Genomic DNA, 18,632 nt, shown 5'->3' with positions numbered 1-18,632 from the left:
CCCGATTCCCACCCGAACGAGTGAGAAATCCCAGGCCAACCCGCATTTATGCAGCTGGCTGCGGGGTCAACTCCCCAGGGGCGCGGGGCTGTGTTCCCTGTGCGGCTCCGCCGCGTGGGCGCGACCGGCCACGACGAACCCGCAGCCGGCCGGCAACAGAACTCCTACGGCGCTCAGCCCCGCAGGACCGCACCCGTCCGCTCGCCCGCCAGGGCAACAGCGGCATCCCGAGCGGCAGAAGCCTCATCCACGGTCAACGTGCGATCACCCGCACGGAACCGCAGCGCATACGCCAGCGACTTCCTGCCCTCACCCAGCTGCTCCGCGTTCTCGTACACGTCGAACAGCCGGATGGACTCCAGCAGCTCACCCGCACCCTCACGCAGCGCCGCCTCGACCTCCACGGCCGGGACCGGCCTGTCGACGACGAGGGCGACATCCTGCGTGGCGACCGGGAAGGAGGAGATGCTCGGCGCCTGCGGGGCACCGTCGCCCACCGCCTCCAGGGCGTCCACGTTCAACTCCATCGCGCAGGTGCGCGCGGGCAGGCCCAGGGCCTTGAGGACACGCGGGTGCAGTTCTCCCGCGTGGCCCACGACCTGCTCCGCCCCGTCGGCGACGACGACCAGCTCAGCGCAGCGGCCGGGGTGCCAGGGACCGTACTGCCCCTTGCGCACCACCAGCTCCGCACCGGCTTCCCGCGCGACAGCGCGCGCCGCCTCGATCGCGTCGGCCCACCCCGCCGGACGGCCACCGCCCCACCAGCCGGCCTGCTCACGGGAACCGGCGAGGACGACGGCCACCTGCCGCGGCTGCTCGGGCAGCGCGGCGTTCAGCTCGGCGATCTCCTCGTCGGTGGGACGCCGGTCGACGGACAGGTGCAGGCCGGCGCGCTGCTCCTCGCGCGGCCGGAAGACCAGCCCCGTCTCGAAGAGCGCCAGGTCGTGCGAACCGCGGCCGTCGTTGCGCCGCAGGGCACCCAGCAGGCCGGGCAGCAGCGTCGTACGGAGCGCGGGCTCCTCGTCGTTGAGCGGGTTGACCAGCTTCACGACACGGCGGGCCGGGTCGTCGGAGTCCAGGCCGAGCTGGTCGAAGACCTGCTCACCGATGAACGGGTAGTTCGGCGCCTCTACGTAGCCCGCGCCGGCCAGCGCCCGGCCGACCCGGCGGTGCAGCCGCTGCCGGTGGGTCAGACCGCGGCCCGAAGGGAGCTTGGGCAGCGTGGAGGGCAGGTTCTCGTAGCCCTCGAGCCGGATGACCTCTTCGGCCAGGTCGTTGGAGTCGGCCAGGTCGGGCCGCCAGGACGGGACGGTGACGATCAGCTCGTCCTGCCCGTAGACGTCGCAGCCGACCTCCTGGAGCCGGCGGACGACGGTCTCACGGCCGTAGTCCACGCCCGCGACCTGGTCCGGGTGGTTCGCCGGGACGGTGATCGTGTGCGGGGCGGAGGGCGCGACGACCTCGGTGACGCCGGCCTCGGCCGTACCGCCCGCGAGCAGCACGAGCAGGTCCACGGTCCGCTGCGCGGCGGCCGCGGCGGCCTGCGGGTCGACGCCCCGCTCGAAGCGGCGCGACGCCTCCGACGACAGCTTGTGACGGCGGGCCGTACGGGCGATCGAGACGGCGTCGAAGTGGGCCGCCTCGATGACCACGTCGGACGTGGAGTTCTCCAGGTCGTCGTGGTCGGCGATCTCCGTGTTGGCGCCGCCCATGACACCGGCGAGGCCGATCGGGCCGCGCTCGTCGGTGATGACGAGGTCCTCGGCGTGCAGCTTGCGCTCGACGCCGTCCAGGGTGACGAGCTTCTCGCCCTCCCCGGCCCGGCGCACGCCGATGGTGCCCTGGACCAGCCCGCGGTCGTAGGCGTGCAGCGGCTGGCCCAGCTCCATCATCACGTAGTTCGTGATGTCGACGGCGAGCGAGATCGGGCGCATGCCGACCTTCTGCAGCCGGCGCCGGAGCCAGATCGGGGAGCGCGCCTCGGGGCTCAGGCCGGTGACGGTGCGGGCCGTGAAGCGGTCGCAGCCGATCGGGTCGGAGACCTGGACCGGGTAGCCGAAGGCGTTCGGGCCCGGTACGTCGATCAGGGCCGGGTCGCTCAGCGGCAGGCCGTAGGCGATGGCGGTCTCACGGGCGACGCCGCGGATGGACAGGCAGTCGCCGCGGTTGGCGGTGACGGCGATGTCCAGGACCTCGTCGACCAGCTCCAGCAGCTCGATGGCGTCCTTGCCGACCTCGGTCTCCGGCGGCAGCACGATGATGCCGTGGTTGCCGTCGTCGCCCATGCCCAGCTCGTCGCTGGAGCAGATCATGCCGTGGGACGTCCTGCCGTAGGTCTTGCGGGCGGCGATCGAGAAACCGCCCGGCAGCGTGGCACCCGGAAGGACCACGACGACCTTGTCGCCGACCGCGAAGTTGCGGGCGCCGCAGACGATCTCCTGGGGCTCACCGGTGCCGTTGGCCTGGCCGACGTCGACGGTGCAGAAGCGGATGGGCTTCTTGAAGCCCTCCAGCTCCTCGATGGTCAGCACCTGGCCGACGGCCAGCGGGCCCTTGAGGTCGGCGCCGAGCTGCTCGACGGTCTCGACCTCGAGGCCCGCCGAAATGAGCTTGGCCTGGACGTCACGGCCGGTTTCGGTCGCCGGCAGGTCGACGTACTCCCGCAGCCAAGAAAGCGGGACCCGCATCAGATCTCCATCCCGAACGGCCGGGTGAACCGGACGTCACCCTCGACCATGTCTCGCATGTCCTCGACGTTGTGGCGGAACATCAGCATCCGCTCGATGCCGAACCCGAAGGCGAAGCCGCTGTACTTCCCCGGGTCGACGCCGCAGGCGGCCAGCACCTTCGGGTTGACCATGCCGCAGCCGCCCAGCTCGATCCAGCCCTCGCTGGAGCAGGTGCGGCAGGGCCGGTCGGGGTTGCCGACGGACTCGCCGCGGCAGACGTAGCACACCATGTCCATCTCGGCGGACGGCTCGGTGAACGGGAAGAAGTTCGGCCGGAGCCGCGTCTTCATGCCCTCGCCGAACAGCGACTGGACCATGTGGTCCAGGGTGCCCTTGAGGTCGGCCATGGTCAGGCCCTCGTCCACGGCGAGCAGCTCGACCTGGTGGAAGACCGGGGTGTGGGTCGCGTCCAGCTCGTCGGTGCGGTACACGCGGCCCGGGCAGATCACGTAGACCGGCAGCTCGCGATTGAGCAGCGAACGGATCTGGACGGGCGAGGTGTGGGTGCGCAGGACGACACCGGACTCGGTGCCGCCGCCCCGGCCCTCCACGAAGAAGGTGTCGGCCTCGCCGCGGGCCGGGTGGTCCGGGCCGATGTTGAGGGCGTCGAAGTTGAACCACTCGGCCTCGACCTCGGGGCCCTCGGCGACCTCGTAGCCCATGGCCACGAAGACGTCCTCGATGCGCTCCGAGAGCGTGGTCAGCGGGTGCCGGGCGCCGGCCGGGACCCGGTCGTGGGGCAGCGTGACGTCGACATCCTCCTCGACGAGCACGCGGGCGTCACGCTCGGCCTCCAGCTCGGTCTGGCGGCCGGCGAGGGCCTTGTTCACGGCGCCGCGGGCCATGCCGACGCGCTTGCCGGCCTCGGCCTTGGCATGCGGGGGCAGGGCGCCGATCTCGCGGTTGGCGAGGGCCAGCGGGGAGGCCGGGCCGGTGTGGGCGACCTTGGCCTCGTGGAGCGCGTCGAGGGAACTCGCGGCGGCGAAGGCGGCGAGCGCCTCGCCCTGCATGCGCTCGATCTCTTCCGGTTTCAACGCCTCGACCTCTACAGGGTCGTACGACTTATTCGGTGCCGACATCTCTTCCCGTGCTTCCGATTGGCTGGCGGATGGTCCCCGTCACCGACTCGTGAGGGCCGCGTGAAGGACACAAAGGTGCCAAAGGCCGAGTCTAACGGGGCGGAGGTATACGAAGAGCCCGTGGGCCGCTAGGCGAGATACGCCGGGGCCGCCACGGGCAACGTAAATCGGAACTCGGCGCCGCCGCTGGAGGCGCGGCCGACGGTGATGGTGCCGCCGTGGGCCTCGACGATGCCCTTGACGATGTACAGCCCGAGGCCCGTGCCGCCGCGCTTGCTGCCCCGCCAGAAGCGGGTGAAGACGCGGTTCATGGATTCCTCCGGGATGCCGGGCCCCTCGTCGCTCACCGTGACCGACGTGCCGGTTTCCTCGCCTTCGCGCGGGGATGCCGAGGGCGTGACGTCAATGGTGACGGTTCCCTCGCCGTGCCGCACCGCATTTTCCAGCAGGTTGCTCAGCACCTGGTCGACCTTGTCGGGGTCGGCCCACAGGGCGGGCAGCGGCTGCTCGATGCGCAGCAGGAAGCGGTCGGCGGGCTGTCCGGCGGCGACGTAGGCCTGGATGTGCCGGCCGACGGCCGCGCCGATGTCGACGGGCTGGCGGCGCACCTCCAGGCGCCCGCTGTCGATCCGCGAGATGTCCAGCAGCTCGGCGATGAGCCGGGTGACGCGGTCGGCGTCGGCGTCGACGGTCTCCAGCATCAGCCGCTTCTGGTCGTCGGTGAAGCGTTCCCACTTGGCGAGGAGCGTGGCCGTGAAGCCCTTCACCGACGTCAGGGGCGAGCGCAGCTCGTGGGCGACGGTGGCGATCAGCTCGGCGTGGCTGCGCTCGGTGCGGCGGCGGGCCTCGGTGTCGCGCAGGGAGACGACGACGCGACGGACGGGCCCGAGGGGTTCCGCCCGGATGTACCGGGCGGAGACCAGGACCTCCCGCCCGCCGGGCAGCAGCAGGTTGCGCTCGGGCTGCCGTACCCGGATGGCGAGGCCGCCGTAGGGGTCGGTGAGCTGCCACCACCGTCCGCCCTCCAGGTCCTCTAAGGGCAGGGCCTTCTCCAGGTGCTGCCCGAGGGCGTCGGCGGCGCGGATCGCCGTGACGCGTTCGGCGGCGGCGTTGAAGCAGATGACGCGACCCTCGTCGTCGGCGACCACGAGGCCGTCGGGCAGCTGGTCGGGATCGATGCCGAGGCCGGTCTCGACGCAGTCGCCGTGCCGGGGCGCGGGTGTGCGGTGTACGTCCCGCCCGTCCGGCGCAGTGCTCGTGCCGACGACACTCATCCCCGTACCCCACCTCTCAGACGGCGCAGGGCCCCGAGCTGGTCACCCTACTAGCTCTCGGTGACGGAGCGGCACCCTCCGGAGGCGCGCTGTGCACGAGCCGAGGCGTAGAGGCATACGGCGGCGGCCGTGGCGAGGTTCAGGCTCTCGGCCTTCCCGTGGATGGGGACGCGTACGACGGCGTCGGCGAGGGCGCGGGTCTCCTCCGGGAGCCCCCAGGCCTCGTTGCCGAACACCCAGGCCGTCGGCCCGCCCATCGTGCCCTTGTCCAGTTCCTCGTCCAGGTCGCGGTCACCGGCCCCGTCGGCGGCGAGGATCCGCACACCGGCGTCCTGCAGCTCCGCCACGGCCCGCTCCACGGGCACGCCGACGGCGACCGGGAGATGGAACAGGGAGCCGACGGAGGCGCGCACGGCCTTGGGGTTGTACAGGTCGACGGAGGCGTCGGTGAGGACGACGGCCTCGGCGCCGGCGGCGTCGGCGCAGCGCAGCACGGTCCCGGCGTTGCCCGGGTCACGGACGTGGGCGAGCACGGCGACGAGCTTCGGCCGGGCGGCGAGGACGTCCTCGAAGGGGGTGTCCAGGAACCGGCAGACACCGACCAGACCCTGCGGGGTGACGGTGGTGGAGATGTCGGCGATGACCTCTTCGGAGGCGAGGTGGACCCGGGCGCCGGCACTGCGGGCCTCCCCGATGATGTCGGCGTACCGCTCCGCGGCCTCCACGGTGGCGAACAGCTCGACGAGGGTCGCGTGCCCGCCGGCCCGGTGCCCGGCAGCCTCCCGCACGGCCTGCGGCCCCTCGGCGAGGAACAGCCGGTCCTTACCCCGAAAGTTCCGCTTCGCCAGCCGCCGCGCGGCACTCACACGGGCGGACCGGGGAGAAATGAGTTCGGGAGCGACGGGGGGCATCCTCTTCACCTTTGCACACTTGTGTCCGTCGCGACGGAGATCGACCACGACGGCGGACGTCGGCGGTGCCGAACCGAGCCGCACCACACAAGGCAACGGACCCGCAGGCAGAAGCCCACGGGTCCGCGGAATCACATCGGCCTAGGGCCGGCGCGGCGTCACGCAGCCTTGGGCGCGTTGACGTCCGCCGGCAGCGCCTTCTGCGCGACCTCGACGAGCGCGGCGAACGCGCCGGCGTCGTTGACGGCCAGCTCGGCCAGGATCTTGCGGTCGACCTCGACGTTCGCGGCCTTCAGACCCTGGATGAAGCGGTTGTACGTGATGCCGTTGGCGCGGGCAGCGGCGTTGATGCGCTGGATCCACAGCTGACGGAAGTCGCCCTTGCGCTTCTTGCGGTCGTTGTAGTTGTAGACCAGCGAGTGGGTGACCTGCTCCTTGGCCTTGCGGTACAGGCGCGAACGCTGACCGCGGTAGCCGGAGGCCGCCTCGAGGATCGCCCGGCGCTTCTTGTGGGCGTTGACTGCCCGCTTGACGCGTGCCACTTGTTAACTCCTTGTAGCGGGGTCGTGGGGGTACTCACACGACCCGGAAACGATTGGGTCCCGGTCCAGACGTACGGCGCTCAAGCGGCGCCGCGACGTCACTTGCCGAGAAGCTTCTTGATCTTCGCGGCGTCGCCCGGGGCCATCTCGGCGTTGCCGGTGAGGCGACGCGTCACGCGGGACGACTTGTGCTCGAGCAGGTGGCGCTTGCCGGCGCGCTCACGGAGCACCTTGCCGGAGCCGGTGATCTTGAAGCGCTTGCTGGCACCGCTGTGCGACTTGTTCTTCGGCATAGCGCCGTTCTCTCCTCGTCGGTGGCGCTCCGGTGCCCGGTCGCGAAACCGGGCACGGTGGAGCGTCGCTCTTGTATCGGTTACATCCTCAGGGACTCGCGTCCCTCGGGATCACGCCTCGGCGGAAGCCTCGGCCGGAGCCTCTTCGGACTGAACGTCCGGGACCTCGTCAAGCTGAGCGTCCGCGGCGTTCTGCGAACGACCGGGGTTCGCCTTCGCCTCGGCCTTGCGGGCCTCCTGCGCCTGACGCGCCTCGGCCATCGCCTCGGTCTTCTTCTTGTGCGGACCGAGGACCATGATCATGTTGCGGCCGTCCTGCTTCGGGTTCGACTCGACGAAACCGAGGTCCTGGACGTCCTCCGCGAGACGCTGCAGCAGCCTGTAGCCCAGCTCGGGCCGGGACTGCTCGCGACCACGGAACATGATCGTGATCTTGACCTTGTCGCCCTGCTTGAGGAACCGGACGACGTGACCCTTCTTGGTGTCATAGTCGTGCGGGTCGATCTTCGGCCGGAGCTTCATCTCCTTGATGACCGTGTGCGCCTGGTTCTTGCGCGCCTCACGGGCCTTCATGGCCGACTCGTACTTGAACTTCCCGTAGTCCATGAGCTTGCACACGGGCGGACGGGCGTTCGCCGCGACCTCGACCAGGTCCAGGTCGTACTCCTGCGCAAGCTCCAGTGCCTTGGCCAGGGGGACAATGCCCACCTGCTCGCCACTGGGACCGACAAGTCGCACCTCGGGAACGCGAATCCGGTCGTTGATGCGGGGCTCGGCGCTGATGGATCCTCCTCGGTAGCACCACACGGCGGTCTGGCGGACAGCCGCGTAACGTCTGTGTTCTGTGGACCTAACCGCGCCGAAGCACAAAAAATGCCCCGGACGATCACAGGCGGGGCTCCCATAGCTACCGGAGCACCGCCGCGATGACCGCGGGGCGCAATTCGGGCGACTCCATCGTCCGTACGGAACGATGGTGGCCGCCTGACCGGGTGACCCGCCGTCCCGGAGGACAGTCAGGTGGGAGATCGGAGCCTCCACTTGTGGGCTGGGCACAGTCATGTCCAGCCGGTCGTTACACAAGGTTAGCAGCAAAGCAGAGACAGGGCGAATTGAGGCCGGACGGGGCTGCCGCAAGCCCCGGCCCCGCCTCGCCTATCGTGTGGGGCATGAGTGAGACCCCTCCTGAGAACACCGACTTCGACGCGATGACCCGGGACATCGCCGAGGTCCCCGCCGTCGAGGTGATCGTGACGGTCGCCGTCAACCTGATGAGCGCCGCCGCCGTGAAGCTCGGGCTGAGCGAGGAGGGCGACAAGTACAAGGACCTGGACGAGGCCCGCAAGCTGGTGACCGCCCTCGCCGGTCTGCTGGACGCGAGCGCGACCGAGATCAGCTCCTTCCACGCGGCCCCGCTCCGCGACGGCCTGAAGTCGCTGCAGCTGGCGTTCCGCGAGGCCTCGATCGTCCCGGACGAGCCGGGCCAGGGACCGGGCGAGAAGTACACCGGTCCGATCTACGGCTAGACCGTCCGCGACCGGATCATCCCCGTACGTAAAAGGGCTCGCCCGGAGGCGTGGTCCCGGCCGGCAGCAGTGCCAGGTCGAGGCCGCGCACCAGGCGGGCCCTCAGTGTGTCGTCGGCGGCCAGCCGCTCGGCGACCGCGCGGGCGGCCTCGGCGGGCGGGACGGCCGGGTCGAGGACGAGGGCGAGGGTGCCGTCGGCCTGTCCGGGGCCGAGGTGGGCACGCAGCACGGCGGGCTCGGCGGCCACGGCGGCGCGGACGGCCCGGACGACGGCCGGGTCGGCCAGCGGGTCGGCGCTCGTACGGCCCTCGGCGAGGGCGAGCAGCGCGGAGCCGGTCAGCTCGAAGGGCACCGGGCCGGCCAGGTCCAGGACGACCGTGTCCGCCTTCTCGTGCGCGGCGGCCTCCAGCGCCTGGTGCACGGGTACGGCGACGGGGCGGGCCGCCGGGTCCCAGCGGGCCAGGGAATCGGTGGAGGTGAAGGCCGGCAGGGCGGTGCGGTGGTTGGCCTTCAGCGTGGGTACGGCCATGTCGCTCGTCTTCTCGCGGCGCAATCCGCCCGCCCGTCTCCCACCACCGCCCTTGTACGACGCTTCGCGGCCCCCTTGACGGTCCTCCTCGACCTCGCCGAGCACGGCCACCACGGGCACCAGCAGCCGGGCGCCCTTCAGCGCCTCCAGGACGGGGCCGACAGCCGAGCGGTCCTCGGCCCAGGCGGCGAGCGCGGCGCTCAGCCGGGGGTCGGCGGAGCCGTCGTCGTCGGAGAAGCCGGAGTCGGGAATGTTCTTGTTCGCCACGGTCACCGACCCTATAGGGGGGAAGCTGCTGGGCTTGTGCGGGGCCGGAAACCGGGTCGTCACCGGACTCACAGGATTCTCAGCATTCCCTGACCCAGATCTCACGTCCGCCTGACGGAGCGCACAGTCCCCGCCCCGAGCATCGCGGGCATGGAGTCCTCCAGAGCCGGCCGTCGCCGCCGCGCCCGCAGGTCCCGGCGCCGCCCGCTTCTCTTCTCCGTCCTCGCCGTCGTCGCCGTCGTCGGGGTCACGGCGGGCGGCACGGTCTATGTGAAGGCGCGGGCGCACGACGGCTCCGCAGCCGTATCGTCGGCGGCGTCGCCGTCGGTCTCCTCCTCGGCCGCGGCGGGCGAGGAGGCATCGGTGGAACCCGCGACGGAGCCGGCGGCGGTGGACCGCAAGGCGCTGCTGTCCAAGGCCATGGCGTCGGTGAGCGTGCCGTCGGGCGCGCGGGTGTCGGCGGCGGTGCTCGAACTGGACTCCGGCGAGAGCGCGACGTACGGCGAGGCCGCCTTCGACACGGCGAGCATCGTCAAGGTCGACATCCTGGCCGCGCTGCTGCTCCAGGCCCAGGACGCGGGGCGGCGGCTGACGGCGGCGGAGAAGGCGTACGCCACGAAGATGATCGAGAACAGCGACAACGCCTCCGCCACGGCGCTGTGGCATGCGATCGGGCGGGCGTCGGGGCTGGACACGGCGAACAGGCGCTTCGGCCTTGCGGCGACCTCGGGTGGTGACGGTGAGCTGTGGGGGCTGACGCAGACCACGGCTGCGGATCAACTCGCTTTGCTTCAGCAGGTGTTCGGGGAGGACTCGGTGCTGAGTACGGCTTCGCGGACGTACGTCCAGGGGCTGATGAAGGGTGTCGAGGCCGACCAGCAGTGGGGGGTGTCGGCGGCGGCCGTCGGTTCCTCGTGGGCGTTGAAGAACGGGTGGCTGGCGCGTAGTACGACCGGGCTGTGGGATGTGAACAGCATCGGACGGGTGACGGTGGACGGGAGCGACTACCTGGTGGCTGTCCTGTCCGAGGGCACCGTCAGTCAGGCGAAGGGGATTTCGCTGGTGGAGGCGGCTGCGAAGGCCGCGGTGAGTGGGTTCGCCGCTGCGTCGTAGGGGTGCGGGACATGGGCGGGAGCGGGACGTGTGTGGCTGGTCGCGCCCACGCGGCGGAGCCGCACATCGACAAAGCCCCGCGCCCCTAGCGGGTCGTCCTTCGGCTTCTCCACAGCACCAGCCCGGCTACCAGCAGCACTCCGCCGGTGCTGGCTGCCAGGGGGCCCGCCCAGTCGGAGGTGGTGCCGTTGGCCTTGGGGGTGTCCGGGCCGGGGCCGAAGTACGTGTCGTCGTACGACGCCGGGCGCAGGGCCTTCGGCTTGAGGCGGGCCGCGGCCTTGAGGGCCGCCGCCGGGTCGATCATGCCGAAGCCCCGGGAGTCGTCGCGGCCGCCCACCGGGGTGTCCCTGGCCGTGTCCTCCAGGAGCTTCTTGATCTGGGCCGGGGTCAGCGTGGGGTATGCCGCCTTGATCAGGGCCGCGGCGCCGGAGACGAACGCGGAGGCGGCCGAGGTGCCCCAGCCCTCGTAGTACTTGTGGTCGGGGTCGGCGATCACGACGCCCACGCCGGGTGCGCTGATCGCGGCGTACCAGCGGCGCGTGGAGAAGGAGGCACGGGTGCCGTACTTGTCCACGGCGGTGACAGCGATGACGCCCGGGTAGGCGGCCGGGTAGGAGACGTGGTCGCCCTTGTCGCCACCGTTGCCCGCGGAGGCCACGACGACCACGCCCTTCTTCAGGGCGTACTGGACGGCCTCGTCCTCGCCGGGCTCCGGGTGCGCGGAGTCGGAGTCGTCGCCGAGGGAGAGGTTGATGACGTCGGCGCCGTGGTCGGCGGCCCAGCGGATGCCGTCGGCGAGGGCGTTGCCCCGGGTGGTACGGGCCTTGGTGCGGGCGGAGTCGCCGTCCTCGAGGATGACCCGGACGGGCAGGATCTTCGCCTCGGGCGCGACGCCCATGGCGCCGTCGCTGTCGCCGGGTCCGTGGCCGTGCCCGGCGATGATGCCGGCCATGGCGGTGCCGTGCCGGGCCCAGGTGCGGTCGCCCGGCTCGGCGCCGAAGCCGATCAGGTCCTTGGCGGGCAGCACGTTTCCGGTCAGGTCCGGGTGGTCGGCCTCGACTCCGGTGTCGAGGACGGCGACGGTGACACCCTGGCCCTTGGTGGTGCGCCAGGCCTCGTCGAGGTGGAGGGCGGACAGGCCCCACTGCTGGCCCCGGATGCTGTCGGCGTGGGCGCCGCCGACCGGCACCAGGACGAGGGAGCCGGTGAGCAGGAGGCTCAGCGCCGGTCCGACCGCGCGCACGCGGCGGGTGCCGCGCATCGATCGCCTCATGTGGGTCTCTCCGTGGCCGAGCTGACGGTCTGACGCAGCCGCCGTTCGATGCGGTCGGTCAGGCCCTGGGCCTCGTTGCCGAGGCCGGCCTGGGCCTGTGCCGTGGTGGCGCCGGAGCGGATGGCGTCCGCGGCGGGCTGGGGCGAGTCGACGGTGCGGCCGTCGGCCCAGCCGGAGACGGCGTAGGCGACGACGGGGGCGTCGGTGAGGACGGCGATGGTCCAGGTGGCGCGCTGTCCGACGCCGAAGCCGGCCGCGGCGGTGCCCTTGGCCGCGTACGGCCGGGGCATCAGGTCGCTGCGGCGGTCCAGGTGCTCGTCGCGGAAACGGGCGGCGAGCGAGGACGTGGCGGCGGAGTCGGCCTTGGTGAACAGCAGTCCGACGGTGGTGACGTAGCTCTGGGTGGCGTCGGTGTAGGTGGCACGCAGGAGCCGCTGGCAGCCGACGGGGGCGAGGACCTTGTGCAGCAGCGGGTCGAGGGCGTCGGCGCAGCCGCTGTCCGGGGCGACGGCGATCCGCGTCCAGGTGCGGTCGGCACCGCCGGGTCCGGCTCCGGTGCCCTGGAGGGTGGACGGGAACAGCTGGTCGACGGGCACGCTGTGCCAGAGCGTGCCGGCCGCGCTGAACCCGTGCCCGGCCGGGCCGTCACCGTCGTCCCCGGTGAGCCAGGATCCGGTCACGGCACCGCCGATGAGGCCGAGTCCCAGGACCAGGCAGGCGGCGGCCGCGGCGGTCCGGGGGGCCACCCGCAACCCCAGCGGCCGCGCCCGCATCCGCTCGTCGTACCCTTCGGGCTCCCCGAACGACACGACGGGCCGCGCGGCCGCACCGGCGCTCCAGGAGAGCGTCGGGTCCGGGGAGGCCGGCGGAGGGCTCACGGGGTGGGCGGGGTCGCTCGGGCTCCAGGCGGTCCGGCGATCACGCGCGGGGGGCCTGGGCGATGGCAGCGGTGAGGAAGCCGACGGACGCGAGGACGCAGGGGACGGGCCGCCGGAGGCGGGCAGCGCCGAGGAACCCTCGCGGGCGGGCGCGGGCGAGGAACCCGGATATCCGGGAGCGGACTCCCCTGGAGGCCCGGCGGCGGCCGTGGACGCGGGACCCGGGCGCTGCGGCTCGGGCGCCGACCTGATCGGACGGAGCCGGGCCGTCGTCTCCGTCAGGGACTCCGCGGGCGCTCCCGGGCGGCGGGGCTCCGAGCCCGCGTACGGCGTCGGCGAGGAGCCCTCGCGAACGGGCGCAGGCGAGGAATCCGCAGGTCCGGGAGCGGACTCCCCCGGGCGGCCGGGCGCGGGCATGGACGCGGGACCCGGGCGCTGCGGCTCGGGCGCCGACCCGATCGGACGGAGCCGGGCCGTCGTCTCCGTCAGCGACTCCGCGGGCACTCCCGGACGGTGGACCGGGCGCGGCGGCGCGGCGGTGTCAGCGCCTTCGGCGCGCACCTCGCGGCCCGCGCTCGGCGGGGTGCCGGGGAAACGGGCTGCAGTCGGCGCGGCATCAGCGAAACGGCCCGCACTCGGCGAGGCGTCAGGGAGGCGAGCCGCACTCGGCGGGGTGCCGGGGAAACGGCTCGCGCTCGGCAAGGCATCGGCAAAGCGGTCCGCGCTCGGCGGGGTGTCGGGGAAGCGGGCCGAGGCGGGGGGCGGCGGTGGGCTCACCGGGTCGGCGGCCTCGGGTACGGCGGAGGGCTGGAAGGCGGCGAAGCGGGACGGTCCTGCGCCCGACGCTTCCCGCGCGCGCTCGGGCGGCGTCTGCGTGGTCGTGTTGCGCGCGGCGCGGGGTGCGAAGACGGAGGGCTCGTCGTCGAGGTCCGCGTCCTGCGGCGCGGCCGGGATCGCCGCCGACCGGGCGGCGGGAGTCCGCCCGGCACCCCTGGGTGCCGACGGTCCGGCCGGCGGTGCTCCTGCGGGCGTGGCCGGTGACGGCGGTTCGGCGGTGGGGCCCGGGGGCGGTGTCGTCGGGCGTGGAGGGATCGGGGCGCGGCGCGCTTCCGTGCTCATGCACCCCCCGTTTCCTCGTGCCCGGGCCGTCTCCTCGTACGCGGGCCGCCGTGTTCCTCGGCCGCACCCGGTGCGGAACTCCGTCCGGGCACGCATACCCGTACGGCTGGACCGGCATCCCGGTTCAGCCGATGCGGCCGGGTCGTTCCGCCGTACGTGCGCGTCACTCTACGGGTTGTCCGGAAGAGAAAGAGAACCAGTCCACGAGCCCGGGGCATCTGCCCGGAACGTCCCCCTACCCTGCGGTAATCCAGTCTGGCAGGCTTCCGTCATGACTGCGCCTGCCGCTGATCGGGCCCGTTACGACCGGGCCACCGCCCATCTCGACGCCCCCGTCGCGATCGTGGATCTGGACGCCTTCGACGCCAACGCGGACGACCTGGTCCGCCGTGCCGCCGGAAAGCCGGTCCGGGTCGCCAGCAAGTCCGTCCGCTGCCGCGCCCTGCTGGAGCGTGTCCTGGCCAGGGACGGCTTCCAGGGGATCATGTCGTTCACCCTCGCCGAGTCGCTGTGGCTCGCGCGCTCGGGGTTCGACGACGTCCTGCTGGCCTATCCGTCCGCCGACCGGTCGGGTTTCGCGGAACTGGCCGCCGATCCCAAGCTCGCCGGCGCCGTCACCGTGATGATCGACGACATCGCCCACCTCGACCTCATCGACGCGGCCCGCGACGGGGGCAGCGAAGTGGTGCGCGTCTGCCTGGAGTTGGACACCTCACTGAAGCTGCTGGGCGGCCGGGTGCGGGTCGGGGCGCGGCGGTCGCCGCTGCACTCGCCCGCCCAACTCGCCGAGCTGGCCCGGGCCGTGGCCCGGCGGCCGGGGTTCAGGCTGGTGGGAATCATGGCGTACGAGGGGCACATCGCGGGGGTCGGGGACGACGTGGCCGGTCGGCCGCTGCGCTCGCGGGCCGTCCGGCTGATGCAGGCCACCGCCCGGCGGGAGCTGGCCGAGCGGCGCGGCGCCGTGGTGCGGGCGGTCCGGGCCGTGGTGCCGGACCTGGAGTTCGTCAACGGCGGCGGCACGGGCAGTGTGCAGCACACCGCCGCCGAGGATTCGGTCACGGAGATCGCGGCGGGGTCCGGCCTGTACGTGCCGCGGCTGTTCGACAACTACACGTCCTTCACCGGCCGTCCGGCCGCCCTGTTCGCCCAGCCCGTGGTCCGGCGGCCCGGCGTGGGTGTCGTCACCGTGCTCGGCGGCGGCTACCCGGCCTCCGGCGCGGCCGGTCCCGACCGGCTGCCGGTGCCGTACCTCCCCGAGGGACTCAGGTACGACCCGCAGGAGGGCCCCGGCGAGGTGCAGACCCCGCTGCTCGGCTCCCCCGCCGACGACCTGCTCCTCGGCGACAAGGTGTGGTTCCGGCACGCCAAGGCGGGCGAGCTGTGCGAGCGGTTCGACGTGCTGCACCTGATCGAGGGGGACGCGGTGACGGCGACCGCGCCCACCTATCGGGGCGAGGGGCAGACCTTCCTCTGAGCCGGGCCGGAGGACGGTGCCGGCCCGGGCGGACACCACCGCGCGGGCCGTACCCCGTCGTCCCTACAGGGGCGTGACGTACGCGCCCGAGATCCCGCCGTCCACCAGGAAGTCGGTGGCGTTGACGAAGGAGGAGTCGTCGCTGGCCAGGAAGGCGACGGCGGCGGCGATCTCCTCGGCCTGCGCGAACCGGCCGACCGGGATGTGGACGAGGCGGCGGGCGGCCCGCTCCGGGTCCTTGGCGAACAGCTCCTGGAGGAGCGGGGTGTTGACCGGGCCGGGGCACAGGGCGTTGACCCGGATCCCCTCGCGGGCGAACTGCACGCCCAGTTCGCGGGACATGGCGAGCACGCCGCCCTTGGAGGCGGTGTACGAGATCTGGGACGTGGCCGCGCCCATTCTCGCCACGAAGGACGCCGTGTTGATGATGGAGCCCTTGCCCTGGCGGCGCATGTAGGGGATGGCGGCCTTGCAGCACAGGTAGACGGAGGTGAGGTTGACCTCCTGGACGCGCTTCCAGGCCTCCAGGCCGGTCTCCAGGATGGAGTCGTCGTCGGGCGGGGAGATGCCGGCGTTGTTGAAGGCGACGTCGACGCTGCCGTAGGTGTCGAAGGCCGCCTTGAAGAGGGCCTCGACCTGCTCCGGGTCGGTCACGTCGACCTTCACGAAGAGCCCGCCGACCTCGTCGGCGGCGGCCTTGCCGCGGGCCTCGTCGACGTCGCCGCAGACGACGTGGGCGCCCTCGGAGGCGAGGCGGCGGACGGCGGCGAGGCCGATACCGCTGCCGGCTCCGGTGACGACAGCGGTACGTCCGGCAAGACGGCGGCAAACAATGTCTTCGGTCACTGTGCGGGACCCTCCGTGCTGATGAAGACGTTCTTGGTTTCGGTGAAGGCGGTCAGGGCGTCCGGCCCGAGTTCACGGCCGAGGCCGGACTGTTTGAAGCCCCCGAAGGGGGTCCAGTAGCGGACGCTGGAGTGGGAGTTGACGGACAGGTTGCCCGCGCGTACGGCCTGGGAGACGCGCAGGGCGCGGCCGACGTCCCGGGTCCAGATGGAGCCGGAGAGGCCGTAGGGGGTGTCGTTGGCGAGGCGGATCGCGTCCGCCTCGTCCGAGAAGGGGAGGAGGACGGCGACCGGGCCGAAGATCTCCTCCCGGGCCGCCGCGCTGTCGTGCCGCTCCCCCGTGAGGACGGTGGGCGGGAACCAGAAGCCGGGACCGTCGGGGGCGCCGCCGCGCAGGGCCTGGGCGTCCTCGGGGACGTACGACCGTACACGCTCCAGCTGCTGACGGGAGATCAGCGGGCCCATCTGCGTCTTCTCGTCGGCCGGGTCGCCCACCACGACGGCGGCCAGCGCGTCGGCGAGGAAGTCGCGAGCCTCCTCGTACACCGACTCCTGGACGAGGATGCGGGTGCGGGCGCAGCAGTCCTGGCCGGAGTTGTCGAGGAAGGAGAAGGGGTCGAGGGCGGCCTTGAGATCGGCGTCGGCGAAGACGACGTTGGGGCTCTTGCCACCGAGTTCCAGGGTGACCGGCTTGACCAGCCGGGCGCAGCGCTCCATGACCTCACGGCCGGTACGGGTCGAGCCCGTGAACACGATCTTGGCGACGTCGGGGTGGTCGACGAGGGCGCGGCCCGCGGTGTGGCCGTAGCCGGGGAGGACCTGGAACAGCCCTTCGGGCAGGCCCGCCTCCAGCGCGAGTTCGGCGAGGCGCAGAGCGGTCAGCGGGGTGGTCTCGGCGGGCTTGAGGACGACCGCGTTGCCCGCGGCGAGCGCCGGGAAGGAGCCCCAGGCGGCGATGGGCAGGGGGAAGTTCCAGGGGGCGATCACGCCGATGACGCCCAGGGGTTCGTGGAAGGTGACGTCCCAGCCGCCGGGGGCGGGGATCTGCCTGCCGAGGAGGCGTTCGGCGCCGCCCGCCGCGTACAGCAGCAGGTCACGGGCGTTGCCGGCCTCCCAGCGGGCGTTGCCGAGGGTGTGGCCGGCCTCGCGTACCTCCAGCTGGGCCAGTTCCTCGATGTGCGCGTCGACGACGTCGGCGAGGCGACGCAGCAGGCGGGCGCGGTCGGCGGGCGGGAGGGCGGCCCATTTCGGCTGGGCGCGTGAGGCCCGTACGACGGCGGCGTCCACCTCGGCCGCGTCGGCGGCGGGGACGGTGGCGACGACCTCCTCGGTGGCGGGGTTGAGGACCTTCAGCTCGTGCGGGTCGGACACGTGATGACCTTTCACAGGCGTTCGAATCACAGGCGTTCGAAGGAGCGGCGCAGCTCCCAGTCGGTGACCGCGGCGTCGAAGGCCTCCAGTTCGACGCGTGCCATGTTGCGGTAGTGGGCCACGACCTCGTCGCCGAAGGCGGTCTTCGCGATCGGGCTGGTCTCCCAGAGTTCGGCGGCCTCGCGCAGGGTGGTCGGGACGTGCTCGAAGTCCGCGGTGTAGGCGTTGCCGGGGCAGGGCTCGGGCAGTTCCAGCTTCTGCTCGACGCCGTACAGACCGGCCGCGACCAGTCCGGCGACGGCGAGGTAGGGGTTGACGTCGCCGCCGGGGAGGCGGTTCTCGAAGCGCAGGGAGCGGCCGTGGCCGACGACGCGCAGGGCGCAGGTGCGGTTGTCGTGGCCCCAGGCGACGGCGGTGGGCGCGAAGGAGCCGGGCTGGAACCGCTTGTAGGAGTTGATGTTGGGGGCGTAGAGGAGGGAGAAGTCGCGCAGGGCCGCGAGCTGTCCGGCGAGGAAGTGCCGCATGACGTCGGACATGCCGCGTTCGTGCTCCGCCGCCATCGCGTTGCCGCCCTCGGCGTCGGCGAGCGAGAGGTGGATGTGGCAGGAGTTGCCCTCGCGCTCGTTGTACTTGGCCATGAAGGTGATCGAGACGCCCTCCTGGGCGGCGATCTCCTTGGCGCCGGTCTTGTACAGGGCGTGCTGGTCGCAGGTGCGCAGGGCCTCGTCGTAGCGGAAGGCGATCTCGTGCTGGCCGGGGTTGCACTCGCCCTTGGCGGACTCGACGGTCAGGCCGGCGCCGGCCATGTCGTTGCGCAGACGGCGCAGCAGGGGCTCGATGCGTCCGGTGCCGAGGATGGAGTAGTCGATGTTGTACTGGTTGGCCGGGGTCAGGCCGCGGTAGTTCGCGTCCCAGGCCTGTTCGTAGCTGTCCTTGAAGACGATGAACTCCAGCTCGGTGCCGACCTGGGCGGTGTAGCCGAGTTCGGCGAGGCGGTCGAGCTGGCGGCGCAGGATCTGGCGCGGGGCGGCGACGACCGGGGAGCCGTCGTTCCAGGCGAGGTCCGCGACGAGCAGGGCGGTGCCGGGGTGCCAGGGGATGCGGCGCAGGGTGGACAGGTCGGGGTGCATGGCGAAGTCGCCGTAGCCCCGGTCCCAGGAGGACATCGCGTAGCCGTCGACGGTGTTCATCTCGGTGTCGACGGCGAGCAGGTAGTTGCAGCCCTCGGTGCCGTGCTGGAGGACCTCGTCGAGGAAGAAGCGGGCGGCGAACCGCTTGCCCTGGAGACGCCCTTGCATATCGGGGAAGGCCAGGACGACAGTGTCGATCTCACCGCCGGCGACGAGGGCGTGCAGCTCCTCGACGCTCAGCGGGGCTGTGCGGTCTGCCACGGGAGAACTCCTTCGGCT

At 72.3% G+C, this 18,632-nt stretch carries 16 protein-coding genes; 3 read left to right on the top strand and 13 right to left on the bottom strand.

Features of this window, described 5'->3' with window-relative positions:
* Positions 1-173 precede the first annotated feature (173 nt).
* From pheT to infC, 7 genes are all read right to left on the bottom strand, one after another.
* The gene (gene pheT, locus ABZ471_RS18465) at positions 174-2,687 is read right to left on the bottom strand and encodes a phenylalanine--tRNA ligase subunit beta (protein WP_359067738.1); all 2,514 of its coding nucleotides are present in this window, start codon (positions 2,685-2,687) and stop codon (positions 174-176) included.
* The gene (gene pheS / locus ABZ471_RS18460; protein WP_359067736.1) at positions 2,687-3,808 is read right to left on the bottom strand and encodes a phenylalanine--tRNA ligase subunit alpha; all 1,122 of its coding nucleotides are present in this window, start codon (positions 3,806-3,808) and stop codon (positions 2,687-2,689) included. Before pheS ends, pheT begins: the two co-directional genes overlap by 1 nt.
* 128 nt (positions 3,809-3,936) lie before the next feature.
* Positions 3,937-5,082 (bottom strand): ATP-binding protein, encoded by a 1,146-nt coding sequence (locus ABZ471_RS18455; RefSeq protein WP_359067733.1) that lies wholly within the window; start codon positions 5,080-5,082, stop codon positions 3,937-3,939.
* A gap of 50 nt (positions 5,083-5,132) precedes the next feature.
* Complete coding sequence (locus tag ABZ471_RS18450) at positions 5,133-5,993, bottom strand: RNA methyltransferase (protein ID WP_359067731.1); 861 nt, start codon at positions 5,991-5,993, stop codon at positions 5,133-5,135.
* 158 nt (positions 5,994-6,151) lie between these two features.
* A complete protein-coding gene (gene rplT, locus ABZ471_RS18445) occupies positions 6,152-6,535 on the bottom strand; it encodes a 50S ribosomal protein L20 (RefSeq protein ID WP_018549117.1) in 384 nt (127 codons plus the stop codon).
* A 98-nt stretch (positions 6,536-6,633) separates the two neighbouring features.
* A complete protein-coding gene (gene rpmI / locus ABZ471_RS18440) occupies positions 6,634-6,828 on the bottom strand; it encodes a 50S ribosomal protein L35 (RefSeq protein WP_003977225.1) in 195 nt (64 codons plus the stop codon).
* 111 nt (positions 6,829-6,939) lie between these two features.
* Positions 6,940-7,635, bottom strand: coding sequence for a translation initiation factor IF-3 (gene infC, locus ABZ471_RS18435; protein ID WP_359067728.1), 696 nt, complete (start codon positions 7,633-7,635; stop codon positions 6,940-6,942).
* Between the two features lie 362 nt (positions 7,636-7,997).
* Here infC and ABZ471_RS18430 point away from each other — a divergent pair, with 362 nt between their 5' ends.
* On the top strand, positions 7,998-8,354 hold the full coding sequence (locus ABZ471_RS18430) for a DUF1844 domain-containing protein (protein WP_097255676.1): 357 nt from the start codon (positions 7,998-8,000) through the stop codon (positions 8,352-8,354).
* 16 nt (positions 8,355-8,370) lie between these two features.
* Here the strand turns inward: ABZ471_RS18430 and ABZ471_RS18425 are convergent, their stop codons facing one another.
* Entirely contained in the window at positions 8,371-9,150 is a 780-nt protein-coding gene (locus tag ABZ471_RS18425; protein ID WP_359067725.1) for an SseB family protein, read from the bottom strand.
* A 150-nt stretch (positions 9,151-9,300) separates the two neighbouring features.
* On the opposite strand from ABZ471_RS18425, the gene ABZ471_RS18420 reads away from it, so the two are divergent.
* On the top strand, positions 9,301-10,263 hold the full coding sequence (locus ABZ471_RS18420) for a serine hydrolase (RefSeq protein WP_359067723.1): 963 nt from the start codon (positions 9,301-9,303) through the stop codon (positions 10,261-10,263).
* Between the two features lie 85 nt (positions 10,264-10,348).
* On the opposite strand, the gene mycP is transcribed toward ABZ471_RS18420, so the two are convergent.
* Both mycP and ABZ471_RS18410 read right to left on the bottom strand, forming a co-directional pair.
* Complete coding sequence (gene mycP / locus ABZ471_RS18415) at positions 10,349-11,536, bottom strand: type VII secretion-associated serine protease mycosin (RefSeq protein ID WP_359067721.1); 1,188 nt, start codon at positions 11,534-11,536, stop codon at positions 10,349-10,351.
* Positions 11,533-13,533 carry a hypothetical protein gene (locus tag ABZ471_RS18410; RefSeq protein ID WP_359067719.1) on the bottom strand — a complete coding sequence of 667 codons (2,001 nt, stop codon included), beginning with the start codon at positions 13,531-13,533 and terminating at the stop codon, positions 11,533-11,535. Before ABZ471_RS18410 ends, mycP begins: the two co-directional genes overlap by 4 nt.
* A gap of 271 nt (positions 13,534-13,804) precedes the next feature.
* On the opposite strand from ABZ471_RS18410, the gene ABZ471_RS18405 reads away from it, so the two are divergent.
* Positions 13,805-15,007 (top strand): amino acid deaminase/aldolase, encoded by a 1,203-nt coding sequence (locus tag ABZ471_RS18405; RefSeq protein ID WP_359067717.1) that lies wholly within the window; start codon positions 13,805-13,807, stop codon positions 15,005-15,007.
* Between the two features lie 63 nt (positions 15,008-15,070).
* On the opposite strand, the gene ABZ471_RS18400 is transcribed toward ABZ471_RS18405, so the two are convergent.
* From ABZ471_RS18400 to ABZ471_RS18390, 3 genes are read right to left on the bottom strand one after another with little or no spacing between them, the layout of a single operon-like run.
* Positions 15,071-15,853 (bottom strand): 3-oxoacyl-ACP reductase, encoded by a 783-nt coding sequence (locus tag ABZ471_RS18400; protein WP_359067714.1) that lies wholly within the window; start codon positions 15,851-15,853, stop codon positions 15,071-15,073.
* Positions 15,850-17,223, bottom strand: coding sequence for an aldehyde dehydrogenase family protein (locus ABZ471_RS18395; protein ID WP_359067712.1), 1,374 nt, complete (start codon positions 17,221-17,223; stop codon positions 15,850-15,852). The genes ABZ471_RS18400 and ABZ471_RS18395 overlap by 4 nt, the downstream gene beginning before the upstream one ends.
* A gap of 26 nt (positions 17,224-17,249) precedes the next feature.
* Entirely contained in the window at positions 17,250-18,614 is a 1,365-nt protein-coding gene (locus tag ABZ471_RS18390; RefSeq protein WP_359067710.1) for a glutamine synthetase family protein, read from the bottom strand.
* Between the last annotated feature and the right edge of the window lie 18 nt (positions 18,615-18,632).

The organism is Streptomyces sp. NPDC005728, from assembly GCF_040630895.1.
In the GTDB taxonomy this organism is placed as follows: domain Bacteria; phylum Actinomycetota; class Actinomycetes; order Streptomycetales; family Streptomycetaceae; genus Streptomyces.
Note: the sequence above shows the minus strand (reverse complement) of the source record. Positions and strands in the feature narration are given on the sequence as shown.